Here is a 14,429-nt window from a genome sequence, read left to right on the forward strand (position 1 = left end):
TAAATTTAAAGTTGAAACTTAATTTTATCTACCTCCTAAAAATAGATTAACAATAATGTCTGAAATCAATGAGATCATACAAACTGTTAATAGTATTGAAAGTAAAAATGTGCTAAGCGCCAGTTTTTTTAATTCTGGATCTAAAAGCTTAGGGTTTTGGTTTTTATAAACGGTAATTAAATGTTTAGTTAAAGGTATGTAAGCCAATAAAAACAAATATTGATCGAAATTATAATCGCTTAAAAAGGCAAAAATAACTACCAGAAGCATTGCTGTAATTATCAATGCAAAGTGATAAATCTTTGCTTTTGCTCCGCCAATTTTAACTACGATTGTGTTTTTTCCTGATTTTCTGTCTGATTCTTCATCGCGCATATTGTTCAGGTTTAAAACGCCAACGCTTAATAATCCGATAGAAATTGCCGGTAAGATTAAAAGCGGATCTACTTCTTTTGAATACAAAAAGTTTACGCCCAATGTACTTACAAGTCCGAAGAATATGAAAACGAATAAATCTCCAAATCCTCTATATCCGTAAGCTGAGTTTCCTACTGTATAACGAATTGCTGAAACAATTGCAGCGATTCCAAGTAATAAGAAAAAGATTGAATATGCGAAATTAGTCTCTCCAAAAGCAAAATAAATCAGGATTATAGCTGATAATAATGTCAAAACAGACGTAATTATAATTGCTTTTTTCATGGCCTGAGGCGTAATAACACCACTTTGAATTGCTCTTTGCGGACCAACTCTGTCAGCATTATCAGTGCCTTTTACTCCGTCTCCATAATCGTTTGCAAAATTGGATAAAACCTGTAAACCTAATGTTGTTAGTAGTGCAAAACCAAAGATTTTCCAGCTAAATACTTCTGTTGGTGTATTTATGGTTTCTGTTGGGTTTGATAAAGCATAAATACTTCCTACTATAATTCCCGAAACTGATAAAGGTAATGTGCGCAAACGTGCGGCTTCAATCCAATGTTTCATTATGTTTTGTTTAGTTAATTTTTTGTTTCAGGTTTCGAGTTTCAGGTTCGTGACTTGAAACCTGAAACTTGAAACTATTTTTTTAAACTTTTTATGGAAGCCATTTGTTTTCGCCAAAATTTGGTTTTCTTTTTTCTAAGAAAGCGTTTCTTCCTTCTTTAGCTTCTTCTGTCATATAAGCAAGACGTGTAGCTTCTCCGGCAAAAACTTGCTGTCCAACCATTCCGTCGTCTGTTAAATTCATGGCGAATTTTAGCATTTTTATAGAAGTTGGTGATTTTTGCAGAATTTCCTGTGCCCATTCATAAGCTGTGTCTTCTAGCTCATCATGCGGAATTACAGCATTTACCATTCCCATATCCATAGCTTCCTGAGCAGAATAATTTCTACCTAAAAAGAAAATTTCACGTGCTTTTTTCTGTCCAACCATTTTAGCCAGATAAGCAGATCCGTAACCACCATCAAAACTAGTTACATCAGCATCTGTTTGTTTGAAAATTGCGTGTTCTTTACTTGCCAAAGTCATATCGCAAACTACGTGCAAACTGTGTCCGCCGCCAACTGCCCAACCCGGAACAACTGCAATAACAACTTTTGGCATAAAACGAATTAATCGCTGAACTTCAAGGATATTCAAACGATGTTGTCCGTCTTCACCAACATAACCTTGGTGTCCGCGTGCATTTTGATCTCCTCCGCTGCAAAATGAATATACGCCATCTTTGGTCGACGGACCTTCGGCAGAAAGCAAAACAACGCCAATTGACGTATCTTCCTGTGCATCGTAAAAAGCCTGGTATAATTCTGAGGTTGTTTTTGGACGGAATGCATTTCTAACATTTGGTCTGTTAAAGGCAATTCTGGCAACTCCGTTACATTTTTTATAGGTTATATCTTCAAATTCTCTGGCAGTAATCCAATCCATTTCTATTTGTTTTATTTTAAATAATTATAGTGTAAAAATAAAGCATTTTTATATTTTTACCTACTCAATTTACTTTAAGTCTGTGCTAAAATTACTTTGAATGTTAACAAATAGGATTTACTTACAAAAAATAACATTTTTTAACATTAGTTTTAAAAAATAATATTTAATTTTACACCCTAGAAATCAATGAGATACATTTTATTTCATTGATATAAGATTGATTTTCTTTCACTGATTTATTAACCTAAAAAATGATTTTTTTGAGAAAATTTAAAAAATTTGTCGCTCATTTTTTTACGGTTTTTATTCATAAACCTGTGATAAATGGGCAAATGATTTATTCGTTTGTTGAAACTTCAAAAAGGAAATAGTAACACCTAAGGTTAAACGCTAGAATTGTTTAGTAATTAGTATAAAATTGATTACGAAAAGAGGAAAAAATGCTAACTAAAACTTTCTATAAGTTATTTTATCAAACCAAATGGACTAGCCGTGAACTTAAATTTTTGCTTTTAATATGAATGTATATATTGTTTAAAGACATACCGTTTCAGGAAGTAATTTCTAAAATTTTTAAAGCTATTATTTTTTGAATGGATTCGAATTTATTTTATTTCTGTTTTTTTTTAATTACAATTTTTTTTAAAACTAGAATAAAAAGGGAAAGGCTGCTTGTAATGAGCAGCCTTTCTTGTTATATATATTGTTATTTTTTAATCCTGATCAATTTTACCGGAACTTTGTTTGAATAAATAATTCCGTCAAATAAAACATATCCATTTTCTTTTATCTCTTTTTTACGATCCTGACTTAATCTTTTATTCGTAAAAACAGAATCATTTTTTAAAGAAAGTGAACCTAAATTTGGTTTCTTCTTATCTATATTCGAAAACCACATTTGACTATTTCGGTAAGGTAAATTAGTTACTGAAGTAAAATATTTTGTTTCTCCGGGCTGAAGAAAATAACCTTGTAATGATTCATCGATATCATTAACATATTCTAATTGGTATTTTCTAAAAATTCGGTTCTTTCTTAAAAACTTAGAAACTATAATATCTAGCTCTTCAATTTTCATTAGTTCAAAACCATTACCGCACATGTTTTCAGCCCTTGTGGAACTTCCATCTAAAATAGAATCGTTTTTATACATGCTAAAGCCAATCGAATTATAAGTATAATCTTTTCGCCCTAAAGCTTCTCTGTAAAGATCTCGCTCGACAGTTCCAAGATTATTTTCGTTGAGCATTATAAAATATTTTTTATCTGAAATATTGGTTATTTTATAATGAAGAATATTTTTTGAAAGACTGTCGTACTGTTTATTTGGTTTATAAAAAATTTCCCGAAAATCATTCATATAGACATTTTCTACGCAAACAATCTCATTTGTAAGCAATTCAAGCTTTAAATCTTTTTTATTTTTTTCGCATGAAAACAGAATCAAAAACAAAAAACTTAAACAGATCGTTTTTCTCATAAACTTTAAGCGTTTTAAATTCCAATAATTTATTTAAATCTCAATAAAAAAAATCCAAATTCCAAAACTTTGTAAAGCATTGGAATTTGGAATTTAAGAAATTTGGAATTTACTATGTTGGGATGAATCTCAATAAAAAAATCCAAATTCTAAAACTTTGTAAAGCATTGGAATTTGGATTTTAAGAAATTTGAAATTTTAAAGAGACTATTCTTCTTTTACCAGATAAATTCCGTCTTCTTTGATTTCGATGAGTTTGTCTTTATATAAAGCTCCAATTGCTTTTTTAAAGGTTTTTTTACTCATTTTTAGTACTGTTTTAATGTCTTCCGGATGCGAAGCGTCATTTAGACGTAAAAAACCACGATTAGCTCTTAATTCATCTAAAATCTTTTCTGCATTTGGCTCAATACTTTGATATCCTTGTACTTGCAATGCAACATCTATTTTATTATCAGGACGAATATTTTTGATAAAACCACGCATTCTGTCTCCGGTTCTTATCGCATCGTCATAAACTTCGTCTTTGTACAATAATCCTTTGTGTTGCTCATTGATGATTACATTTATACCTAATTCGGTGATATGTGAAACGATCAAATCAACTTCTTCTCCTTTTTCAACCGTTAAATTTTCATTGCTTAGAAATTGGTTCAGTTTACTTGAAGCTACCAAACGATTGGTTTTTTCATCCATATAAAGGTAAACTAAGTAACGTTTTCCTTTTTCCATTGGACGCGCTTGCTCTTTAAACGGAACAAGAATATCTTTTTCCATTCCCCAATCCATAAATGCACCAACCTGATTGATGTAATTTACTCTTAAAAGTGAAAATTCATTCAATAAAATGTATGGTTCCAGCGTTGTTGCAACCGGACGTTGTTCGTGGTCCAAATAAACGAAAACAATAAGCTCCTCGCCTATTTCAAATTCATTTGGAACGTATTTGTTTGGTAATAAAATGTCGTGAATTCCTTCAGGATCTTTTTCAGGATTTCCTAAAAATAAACCAACTTTGGTGTCACGTAGTATAGTAAGGGTATTGTATTTTCCTATTTCAATCATATTCTTGCGGTTCTAAGCTCTAAAGTAGCTGAGTTTCTAAGGTGCAAATGTACGAAGTTTGAAAATGGTACAACGAAAAAAGTTTTAGATAAAATCAGCTAAAACATCTTTTTAAGGTTTTTGCTTTTTTTAAGTAAATTTGAGAATCTAAATTAATTCCAAATCAATGAAAAAGACCTTTTTTTATGCTGTATTTGCTTTTCTGTTTTTTACGCAAATTACCTTTTCTCAAGTTGCAGAAGATTCTGAAATAAAAAAAATGATTACCGAAATTAAAGCCGAAAACCTTGAAGCTACTGTTCGAAAGCTAGTTTCTTTCGGGACGCGACATACTTTAAGTGATACTAAAAGTAAAACCAAAGGAATTGGCGCTGCACAACAATGGATAAAATCTGAATTTGATAAATATGCTTTGGAATCCGGCGGAAGATTAACCGCTTCAATTGATTATTTTGAAGTTAAAGCAGACGGAAAGCGCATCAACAAAGACAGTCAGCTTGGGAATGTAATGGCGACTCTTAAAGGAACTGACCCAACTGATAATCGTGTTCTTATTATAAGCGGACATCTTGATTCGAGGGTTTCTGATGTTATGAATATAAAATCTGACGCTCCTGGTGCCAATGATGACGCTTCCGGAGTTGCGGCTGTAATGGAATTGGCCAGAGTAATGAGTAAAAGATCTTTCTCTGCAACTATTATTTTTGTGGCTGTAGTTGGTGAAGAACAAGGACTTATTGGTGCTCGCCATCTTGCTGAAACTGCAAAAGAATCGAACTGGAATATCATGGCAATGCTTAATAATGATATGATTGGTAATAGTTTATCGAGCGGAACTAATTTAAGAGACAATACTCAGATTAGGGTTTTTAGTGAAACGATTCCGTTTTTAGAAACCGAAGACGAAGCTAAAATACGTAAAGCAACAAGTCGCGAAAATGATAGTCCGTCGAGATTATTGGCGCGTTACATTAAAACGGTTACAGAGCAATACGTAGATCAATTAAAAGTAAAATTAGTATATAGAAACGATCGTTTTTTACGTGGTGGCGATCATACTCCGTTTAGTCAAAATGGCTTTACAGCAGTTCGTTTTTGCGAAATGAATGAGAATTTTGATCACCAACATCAGGATTTAAGGACTGAAAACGGTATTAAATATGGTGATTTAGTTGAATTTATGGATTTTGAGTATTTAAGAAAAAACACTTGTTCTAATTTAGTAACTCTGGCCAATTTAGCATGGTCACCAAAAGCGCCAACAAATGTAGGAATCGAAGTTAAAAACCTTTCTAATTCATCTGCATTCTCCTGGACAGCTCCGGAAGGAAAAATACCTTACGGTTATCAGATTTTAATGAGAGAAACGGCTTCTTCGCATTGGGAGAAAACATTTTTTGTAAAAGATACCAAAGCCGAAATACCATATTCTAAAGACAACTACTTTTTTGCAATACAAACTGTAGACGAGTTAGGTCATGCAAGTTTACCTGTGTTTCCGGTTCCAATTCGTTAATATCAGAAAATATAAAAAGCACCAATAACGGTGCTTTTTGTATCTATAATAATAGAAATTTATTTATTGTAAACACTTTCTTTTTTAAAGTGTACTGTCAATAGATAATAAACTACAGCTCTGTATTTATGTTTATTCGAATGTCCGTATTTTTCAAGAACTGCATGAATTGCAGCTTCTAATTCCGGTCCATTTGATAAGCCTAATTTTTTAATTAGGAAATTATTTTTAACTGTATCTATCTCAGAATGTTGTGTTGCTGCAACTGTTGATGCATCTGCATTGTATATTGACGGTCCGCAACCAATAGTTACTTTTGTCAGCAAATCCATGTTTGGTGTTACGCCACATTTATCCTTTAAGTCAGCTGCGTATTTTTTAATTAATTCTTCTCTTGCGCTCATAATTTTTATTTAATGATTTTTCTTACTTTTTGAAGCTTCAAATCTAAAACAAAAAATTAGCAATACATAAAAATTAACATTATTTTTACTACAATTTAAATTAATTCTTTGAAATACCTTTTCAAAATCACATCATTTTCAAGAGTTGGAGTAAAAACTTCCAAAATAGTTGGTGCATCATTATTGCTGTAGAGCAATTCCAGACTCTTTTCTAACGAATTTGTGTCTAATGCTGTAAAATAGTTCAACTTGTACATTTTAGCTAAATGTTCAGCAGTTAAATGATGAGATGTTTCAAAAAATGTATTAAAAACGGGCTTTTCTTCATGTCCCGGCAAAATTCTAAAAATTCCTCCTCCTCCATTATTAATTAAAATAATTTTGAAATTTTTAGGGATGTAAGAATTCCACAAAGCATTACTGTCATACAAAAAGCTTATATCTCCCGTGATAAAAACGGTTTGTTTGTCGCTTACTACCGATGCGCCTATTGCTGTTGACGTACTTCCATCAATACCACTTGTTCCGCGGTTGCAATATACTTCGATTGAAGTATCAATTTCGATTAACTGTGCATAACGAATGGCTGAACTATTACTAATTTGCAGCTGACTATTTTTAGGAAGTGATTCTATTACTTTTTCGAATACTTTAAAATCAGAGAATGTAATTTTACGCAAATATTCCTGTTTTCTGATTTTTCTTAAATCGTAAATTTTATCTATTTTCGGGAAGTATTTACTCGAAACAAATGCTGTTTTTGGAAGCAGTTCTTGGAAAAAATCCTCCGGTTCCATTACAAAATGTTTACTTAAAGCGTTAAATGTATCGTAAGCACGTAAAGTATCTATATGCCAATGATGTACAGGTTTGTATTTACGTAAAAAAGCTTTAATCCGCTTAGATACAATCATACCTCCAAAAGTGATTAAAACTTCCGGTTCTAATTCTTTAAAATCAGCATCATCAAATGGTGTAATTAAAGTATCAATACTATTAATAAAACTTGGATCATGCAAATTTGATGTTGTCTCCGTAAGGACTACAATTGATGGATCTTTGGCAAAGTTTTCGAGAATTTCTTTACTAACAGAATTGGCTTCGTTTATGCCACCAATAAGAATTAATTTTCTTTTTGAGGTATTCCAAACAGCAGCTACATCATCAATATTTTCAATAATTTTAGTTCCAAGAATTTCTTCAGAATGTGTGATTGTTGATTGAACCAAAAGTTCTTCAACTGTTTCATACAAAGGTTCTTCGAAAGGTGCATTAATATGAACCGGACCTTTTTGAAGAATTGCTGTTTCTATGGCTTTATTGATTTTTAAATCATTTTCTAAGGAAGCGTCTTCGGTTAAATTGGCATTGAAAACAGAATGATTCTGAAAAACATTTTCCTGACGAATCGTTTGTCCGTCTCCAATATCAATTTTGCTTTGCGGACGATCTGCAGAAACTACAATTAACGGAATCTGACTGTAAAATGCTTCAGCTACAGCCGGATAATAATTTAATAAGGCAGATCCTGATGTACAAACAATTGCAGTTGGCTGTTTGGTTTGTTGTGCGATTCCTAATGCAAAAAAAGCCGCGCAACGTTCGTCAGCAATGCTGTAACATTTGAAGTCTGAGTTTTGAGCAAATCCTATTGTTAAAGGTGCGTTTCTTGAACCTGGAGAAATTATGATGTTTTTGATTCCTTTTGCAGAAAAAATTTCGATAATGCTTTGAGCAAGCGCTATTTTGGGGTAAATCATTCGTATGGTGTATTACTTTTTAAAGAAAAGCTTAATGTCTAAGTTTTTTCTTTTTGATAGTACAAAGTTACAAACTTCGCATTGGATTTAACTTATAAATAGGAAGATATTAAGACCGTTTATAGAAAAAGGGAATATATTTGTAGTAGCCAATTTTTGATTAAAATAAACTCGATATGCGTTTTATATATATACTCTTTCTTTTTTTGTCATTACAAACTGTAAAGTCTCAAAATCAATTTGTTCCGGACGATACTCCTTATAAAACTGCCTTAGAAACTGCAAAATTGCAAAACAAACCTCTTTTTGTAATGCTTTACGCAGATTGGTGTCCGCATTGTAATCAAATGAAAAAAGAAGTTTTCACCGATCCAAATGTGATGGATTTTCTGAAAGAAAACTACGTTTGTGCCTGGAAAAACATTGAAAAAGAAGAAGGAATCGCTCTTAAAGACAAGTATAACACCAAATCTTTGCCTACTTTCTTGTTTATTGATCCAAATACCGAAACGCTTTTATACGCTTTAAAAGGTGAAATGAAAACACCGGAATTTATGACAGAAGTAAAATATGCCTTGAATTCCAGAATGCAATTGCCATATTTAGAAAAGGAATTTCTTACTGATCCAAGTAATTCAACTAAGTTTTTTGCGTATTTAAATACATTGAAAAAAGGAAAAGACAGAACTGATTTATCGATTCCAACTCATATTTATCTTAATACACAATCTGATGCTCAATTAGTTTCGGAAACAAATTGGCGCGTTATAGCAAATGGCGTTACAGATATAAAATCGAGAGAATTTCAATATGTTTTAAAACATCAGAAAGATTTTGCAGCCGTGGCTTCACAAAATCGTGTAGATCGAAAAATAGAAAGTATTGTAACGGAATTACTTCGTCCTTATGTTGACAATTTAGATACTATAAATTACTATAAACAACGTGAAATTGCAAAATCTATTAAATTACAAAAAACAGATTCTCTTGTTTTTAAGTTTGATTTGACATTGGCAGAAAGAACTGAAAAATGGCAATTTTATAAAAAAGTAACGCTTGAAGATACTCAGAAACTGGTTTGGAATGACGCTAGTTTCCTTAAAGATATTGGACAAACTTATCTAAAACATATTTCTGATACCGAGAGTTTGAAAAAATCTATTTTCTGGGTGAAACATTCTTTAGAATTAAATGATTCTTACGACGGAAACTTACTCTTGGCGAGGCTTTATAACAAAATAAAGGATAAAAAGTTAGCTTTACAATATGCTAAAGATGCAAAGGAAATTTGTACCGAAATGACCTGGAGCACAAAAGAAGTTGATACTTTATTAGCAGAATTAGGATCTAAATAAAATTCCAAAAAATAAATTCCAAATTCCAATTGCCTTAATTGTGCTTAAATTTTTTAATAAATTGATTTTAAATTGTAAATAATAATGAGCCTTAATCTTAGACCTGCAACTACAAACGACTTAGAGAAAATTCTGGAAATTGTAAATCATTCTATTTTACATACTACAGCAAATTATAGTTATGAGGTTCAGACTCTTGATGTTCAGACAAAATGGTTTGAAGACAAAAAAGCAAAAAATCTGCCTATTGTTGTAGCTGATTTAGATGGCGAAGTAGTTGGTTTTGGAAGTTATGGGCAATTTCGCGAAAAAATTGGCTATCAATATACCGTAGAACATTCTGTATATGTGGTTGATAATGTAATAGGAAAAGGTATTGGATCTAAATTGCTTACAGAATTAATTCGATTGGCAAAGGAACAAGGTTTTCACGTTATGATTGGCGCTATTGACGCTGATAATGCGGGAAGTATTGCTTTTCATGAGAAATTTGGATTTGTTGCAACCGGAACAATTCGCGAAGTAGGTTATAAATTTGATCATTGGCTGGATTTAGTTTTTATGCAGCTTATACTGGTTTAAGGTTTATTGGCTAGCGCATATTAGCTATGTCTATTAGCACGCGGATTACACGGATTCGCTAAAGCGAAAACGCGGATTAAAACGGATTTTTTTATTTTGACGAAAGGATATATAACAAAAGTTTGCAAAATCTCTGTCCCTTTGAACCTTTGCCTCTTTGAACCTAAAAAAAATCCACAAATTTGAAACTCAAATTTGTGGATTTTTTTGATTTAAAAAGTTTTATTTAGCTTTTGATCCAGTTTATAACTTCTGGTTCCGTTACTAATGTTTTTGGTTTAATTACTTTTACCAATTCTCCTTTTTCGTTGATTAGGTATTTTTGAAAATTCCACTCTACTTCAGAATCTTGTAAACCGTTTTTAGATTTTTGAGTAAGGAATTTGTAAACGTCACACATATCATCTCCTTTTACAGAAACTTTATCCATCATTGGGAAAGTTACTCCGTAATTTTGTTGACAAAACGTTTCGATTTCTTTGTTTGTTCCCGGTTCCTGAGAAGCAAAATTGTTAGCAGGAAAACCTACAATTACAAAACCTTTGTCTTTATACTCTTTATAAACAGCTTCAAGATCTTTGTACTGAGGCGTTAATCCGCATTTTGAAGCGGTATTAACGATCAAAATTTTCTTTCCTTTCAAAGATGCAAAATCAAATGGATCTCCTGACAAATCTGTTACTTTAAACTGATAGATTGTTTCTTTTGTCATCACTTTATCTGTTTTAGATACTTTAGTTTTACTTGTTTGCGCCTGAAGTTGAGAACTCAGGAAAAAGACCACGCTACAAGCTATAAATGCTATTTTTTTCATTGTTTAATTTTTTATAAAATTAGTTAAAAACTGATTACAGAAACTCTTTGCCTCTATTATTTTGTATTAAAGATTAGTTAAAAAAATGAAGCCTAACGTTAATCAGACGTTAGGCTTCCCCCCATACAAACAAATCAAACCATGAATTTACTGTTGTGCTTTTATGCAATTTCTTTAGAATTATAGTTGATGCCTCGGTTATGTTGAACTTTTACTGAACTAAAATATTCTCAATTACTATTTTTTAAATGGCGTGGATTCTGACTAGTTTACTAATTCATGTACGAGTGTAATTTCGAGTATCTGTGTAATTCTTTAAAACGTTCGGCTGGAAGTCCGAAGACATCAACTATTTCATATCTTTAAATCTTATTTATTTTTATAATTTATCTTTTTCGTTTGATGAAAAATTAGTCAACAAATAGAAAGATCTTGTTTTCTCTTCTTTTAATTTTTCTTTTCCAAAATTGGTAAGTGCCAGAACCGTGGTTAAACCAACGATCAATATTTTTAGGCTATTTATCTTACTCATAACTATTTTGTTTTTGTTTATTGAAAATTTTGCTTTACCAATTAGTTTAAACAAATGTTAAATTCTACATTTTCTAAAATCCTGAATAAGCTTTTAATAATCAACTAAAAAGCTTTTTTTGATGGTTTCTGCTATTTTTCTAAATAATCATTTTATGTTATAATAGCATTTACGTAAATGGATTGCTTTTGGTTTTAAAAAAATGAAAAAAAATTAAACTTTTTTTCAAAAGCCCTATTTTACTAGGGTTACAGCTACAAAAAAAAATATAAAATTCCCGAAAAAATAAATTATCTTTATCTTCAGTAATGAAATAATGTTTAATATTTTTTGTTTAAACTTTAAAATCCAAATCTATGAGTCAAGAAGAATTGCTAGTTTTAATTTACAAGAAAGACGAAAGAGCTTTTACCCATTTGTACGACATGTACTCTAAAAGTTTGTTCTCTGTAATTAATGTTCTTATTAAAAACCGAGAAGAAGCTGAAGATGTTTTACAGGAAGTTTTTGTTAAAATCTGGAAAAACATCGATTCTTATAATGAAAGTAAGGGGCGTTTTTATACGTGGATCCTTAATATTGCTAGGAATACTTCGATCGACAAGCTGAGATCTAAAAATTTTAATAACAGCCAAAAAAACCTTTCCTCAGATAATTTCGTAAATCTGTTAGACGACAGTAACAAACTCGTTAATAAAATTGATACAATAGGTATACAAGAATTTGTAAAAAAATTAAAACCAAAATGTATTGAAATTATCGATTTGTTATTTTTTAAAGGATATACCCAACAAGAAGCTTCAGAAGAATTGGCAATGCCATTGGGAACTATCAAAACGCAAAACAGAAACTGTATTAACGATTTAAGAAATTATCTAAAAATATAATGGAAGCACAAGAATATATTGAATCAGGAACTCTAGAACTTTATGTGTTTGGTCTGTTGACCGAAGCAGAAAATTTAGAAATAGCCGAAATGGCAAAGAAACATCCAGAAATGGATGAGGAAATTATAGCGATCGAAAAAGCTATTGTGGCTTTATCATCAAGCTTCTCTCCTTTTCACTCAGTAGCAAATTTCGAGAAAATAAAAGCTCGTTTAGAACTGAAGCATGGCAAAGTAGTCGACATGAAACCAGCATCAAACTGGTCTCAATATGTGGGCTGGGCAGCTGCAGTATTATTGCTTTTGGGTCTTGGCTACCAAACTTTAGAGTTGACAAAAACAAAAGAAGCAATCGCTACTGTTGGAACTGAAAAAAGTAAAATCGAAAGAGATTATGCTTTCTTAGATCAACAAAATAAGCAAACTGAGAAGAGTTTAACTATTGTTAGAGATATCAAAAATACTGGTGTAACTCTTGGCGGACAAGCGGTTTCTCCAACTTCATTTGCAAAAGTGTATTGGAATAAAGACACTAAAACAACTTATATCGATGCTGCAGGTTTACCAAAACCTCCAAAAGGAATGGTTTATCAAGTTTGGGCTTTAAAATTAAGTCCTGTATTGACGCCAACAAGTATTGGTTTACTTGCCAACTTTGATGAAAATTCACAAAAAATATTTGCTGTAGATCAAACACAGTCTGCTGAGGCTTTTGGAATTACTCTAGAGCCAGCCGGTGGAAGTTTAACACCTACAATGACTCAATTATATACTTTAGGAAAAGTTTAAAATTAAACTGGTCATAAAACTTAAAACGCGTATTATACTTTAATACGCGTTTTTTTGTTATTTTTAATTCAACTAACACTAAAATAACTATGAACGGAACTTTACTTTTGAGAATTGCTGTGGCAATTATCCTTTTGACTCATTCTATTTTTGGAATTTTTGATAACGGAATAAACGATTTTGGAAATTTATATCTCAATCAAATTGGCTTTGCTCCTTTTGGTGTCGCTATTGCCTGGAGTATTAAATTATCGCATGTCGTTGCTGCTGTACTTTTAATATGGAATAAATACATAAAGTTGGCTGGATTTGTTACCATTTTTGTTCTGATTATGGGAATTATTTTAGTGCATTTTCAAGAAGGTTGGTTTGTTGTTGGCGGCGGACGAAATGGTGTAGAATATAACTTTTTACTGATTATCGTTTTGTTGGCAATCATATATCCTGACGGATTTAAAAGAACCAAAATCTAAAAGTAAAAAATCTGATTGCAAAAATTAATATTCAAAACAAGATAAGAATGGAAATAATTTGCAAAAACTGTAAGCATGTTTTTCATGGAAAATATTGTAACAATTGCGGACAAACGGCTGAAACGCACAAAATAAATGCGCATTTTTTGTGGCACGATATTCAGCATGGATTATTGCATTTTGACGTTGGAATACCATATTCTTTAAAACAATTATTTACAAGACCCGGACATTCTATACGGGAATTTATCGAAGGAAAACGCGTCAAGCATTTTAAACCTTTGTCGCTCGTTGTTGTATTAGCAACGCTTTATGGTTTATTGTACCATTATTTTCATATCAATATTTTTGCAGATTCTGATAAAACTGAGTTTGATTACGATACTTTTAATGAATGGATGGCGACGCATTTTTCATGGACAACAATTGCGACTATTCCTATTTATACGATTGGAACTTCTATTGCTTTTAGAAAACAAGGTTATAATTTTGTTGAATATTTTGTGCTGAATACTTTTAAAGCTTCACAGAGAATCTTTGCGCAAATTTTGATGTTTCCTATTCTATTGTATTCAAATAGTGTGTCGCATCTTCAGTGGTATTCGAATTTGACTTATGTAATTGGTATGATTTTAATTTTTTGGACTAACATTCAATTCTTTAATAAAATCTCAAAAACTAAGGCGTTCTTTTTGACTTTGTTGAGTCATTTTATCTTTTTGATTTGTTTCACTCTGATTTTTATTTTAATTCTGGCGATAAAATCAATATTGTGAAGTTGGTTTCAAGTTTTAGGTTTTCTTTGTTTCAGGTTTCATCTTTAGAGTTTTGTTTACTTTGAAATTTCTGTTGAAAACG

At 31.5% G+C, this 14,429-nt stretch carries 15 protein-coding genes; 7 read left to right on the forward strand and 8 right to left on the reverse strand.

Annotated features, from left to right (window positions below):
- Positions 1 to 24: 24 nt before the first annotated feature.
- The 4 genes from menA to WN975_RS06350 all read right to left on the reverse strand — a co-directional run bounded on the left by menA (position 25) and on the right by WN975_RS06350 (position 4,460).
- The gene (menA, locus tag WN975_RS06335) at positions 25 to 987 is read right to left on the reverse strand and encodes a 1,4-dihydroxy-2-naphthoate octaprenyltransferase (protein ID WP_337965760.1); all 963 of its coding nucleotides are present in this window, start codon (positions 985 to 987) and stop codon (positions 25 to 27) included.
- A 91-nt stretch (positions 988 to 1,078) separates the two neighbouring features.
- The gene (locus WN975_RS06340; RefSeq protein WP_035681238.1) at positions 1,079 to 1,912 is read right to left on the reverse strand and encodes a 1,4-dihydroxy-2-naphthoyl-CoA synthase; all 834 of its coding nucleotides are present in this window, start codon (positions 1,910 to 1,912) and stop codon (positions 1,079 to 1,081) included.
- A gap of 709 nt (positions 1,913 to 2,621) precedes the next feature.
- Positions 2,622 to 3,395 (reverse strand): hypothetical protein, encoded by a 774-nt coding sequence (locus tag WN975_RS06345; protein WP_337965761.1) that lies wholly within the window; start codon positions 3,393 to 3,395, stop codon positions 2,622 to 2,624.
- A 207-nt stretch (positions 3,396 to 3,602) separates the two neighbouring features.
- A complete protein-coding gene (locus WN975_RS06350) occupies positions 3,603 to 4,460 on the reverse strand; it encodes a S1-like domain-containing RNA-binding protein (RefSeq protein WP_337965762.1) in 858 nt (285 codons plus the stop codon).
- Positions 4,461 to 4,626: 166 nt separating this feature from the next.
- On the opposite strand from WN975_RS06350, the gene WN975_RS06355 reads away from it, so the two are divergent.
- Positions 4,627 to 5,976, forward strand: a complete 1,350-nt coding sequence (locus WN975_RS06355; RefSeq protein WP_337965763.1) for a M20/M25/M40 family metallo-hydrolase — start codon at positions 4,627 to 4,629, stop codon at positions 5,974 to 5,976.
- Between the two features lie 59 nt (positions 5,977 to 6,035).
- On the opposite strand, the gene WN975_RS06360 is transcribed toward WN975_RS06355, so the two are convergent.
- Both WN975_RS06360 and menD read right to left on the reverse strand, forming a co-directional pair.
- Entirely contained in the window at positions 6,036 to 6,380 is a 345-nt protein-coding gene (locus tag WN975_RS06360; protein WP_337965764.1) for a DUF2853 family protein, read from the reverse strand.
- Between the two features lie 95 nt (positions 6,381 to 6,475).
- Positions 6,476 to 8,140, reverse strand: coding sequence for a 2-succinyl-5-enolpyruvyl-6-hydroxy-3-cyclohexene-1-carboxylic-acid synthase (gene menD / locus WN975_RS06365; RefSeq protein ID WP_337965765.1), 1,665 nt, complete (start codon positions 8,138 to 8,140; stop codon positions 6,476 to 6,478).
- Between the two features lie 176 nt (positions 8,141 to 8,316).
- Between menD and WN975_RS06370 the strand changes: the two genes are divergently transcribed.
- Positions 8,317 to 9,495 (forward strand): thioredoxin family protein, encoded by a 1,179-nt coding sequence (locus WN975_RS06370; protein ID WP_337965766.1) that lies wholly within the window; start codon positions 8,317 to 8,319, stop codon positions 9,493 to 9,495.
- An 84-nt stretch (positions 9,496 to 9,579) separates the two neighbouring features.
- On the forward strand, positions 9,580 to 10,077 hold the full coding sequence (locus tag WN975_RS06375; RefSeq protein ID WP_337965767.1) for a GNAT family N-acetyltransferase: 498 nt from the start codon (positions 9,580 to 9,582) through the stop codon (positions 10,075 to 10,077).
- A gap of 226 nt (positions 10,078 to 10,303) precedes the next feature.
- On the opposite strand, the gene WN975_RS06380 is transcribed toward WN975_RS06375, so the two are convergent.
- Positions 10,304 to 10,891 carry a glutathione peroxidase gene (locus WN975_RS06380; RefSeq protein WP_099712540.1) on the reverse strand — a complete coding sequence of 196 codons (588 nt, stop codon included), beginning with the start codon at positions 10,889 to 10,891 and terminating at the stop codon, positions 10,304 to 10,306.
- A gap of 379 nt (positions 10,892 to 11,270) precedes the next feature.
- Positions 11,271 to 11,423, reverse strand: coding sequence for a hypothetical protein (locus WN975_RS06385; RefSeq protein ID WP_337965768.1), 153 nt, complete (start codon positions 11,421 to 11,423; stop codon positions 11,271 to 11,273).
- Between the two features lie 356 nt (positions 11,424 to 11,779).
- On the opposite strand from WN975_RS06385, the gene WN975_RS06390 reads away from it, so the two are divergent.
- From WN975_RS06390 to WN975_RS06405, 4 genes are all read left to right on the forward strand, one after another.
- The gene (locus tag WN975_RS06390) at positions 11,780 to 12,310 is read left to right on the forward strand and encodes a sigma-70 family RNA polymerase sigma factor (RefSeq protein WP_099712541.1); all 531 of its coding nucleotides are present in this window, start codon (positions 11,780 to 11,782) and stop codon (positions 12,308 to 12,310) included.
- Complete coding sequence (locus WN975_RS06395; protein WP_337965769.1) at positions 12,310 to 13,098, forward strand: anti-sigma factor; 789 nt, start codon at positions 12,310 to 12,312, stop codon at positions 13,096 to 13,098. Before WN975_RS06390 ends, WN975_RS06395 begins: the two co-directional genes overlap by 1 nt.
- Positions 13,099 to 13,187: 89 nt before the next feature.
- A complete protein-coding gene (locus WN975_RS06400; protein WP_337965770.1) occupies positions 13,188 to 13,571 on the forward strand; it encodes a DoxX family protein in 384 nt (127 codons plus the stop codon).
- Positions 13,572 to 13,618: 47 nt separating this feature from the next.
- Positions 13,619 to 14,347 carry a DUF3667 domain-containing protein gene (locus tag WN975_RS06405; RefSeq protein ID WP_337965771.1) on the forward strand — a complete coding sequence of 243 codons (729 nt, stop codon included), beginning with the start codon at positions 13,619 to 13,621 and terminating at the stop codon, positions 14,345 to 14,347.
- The last annotated feature ends 82 nt before the right edge of the window (positions 14,348 to 14,429 follow it).

It is taken from the genome of uncultured Flavobacterium sp. (genome assembly GCF_951805225.1).
In the GTDB taxonomy this organism is placed as follows: domain Bacteria; phylum Bacteroidota; class Bacteroidia; order Flavobacteriales; family Flavobacteriaceae; genus Flavobacterium.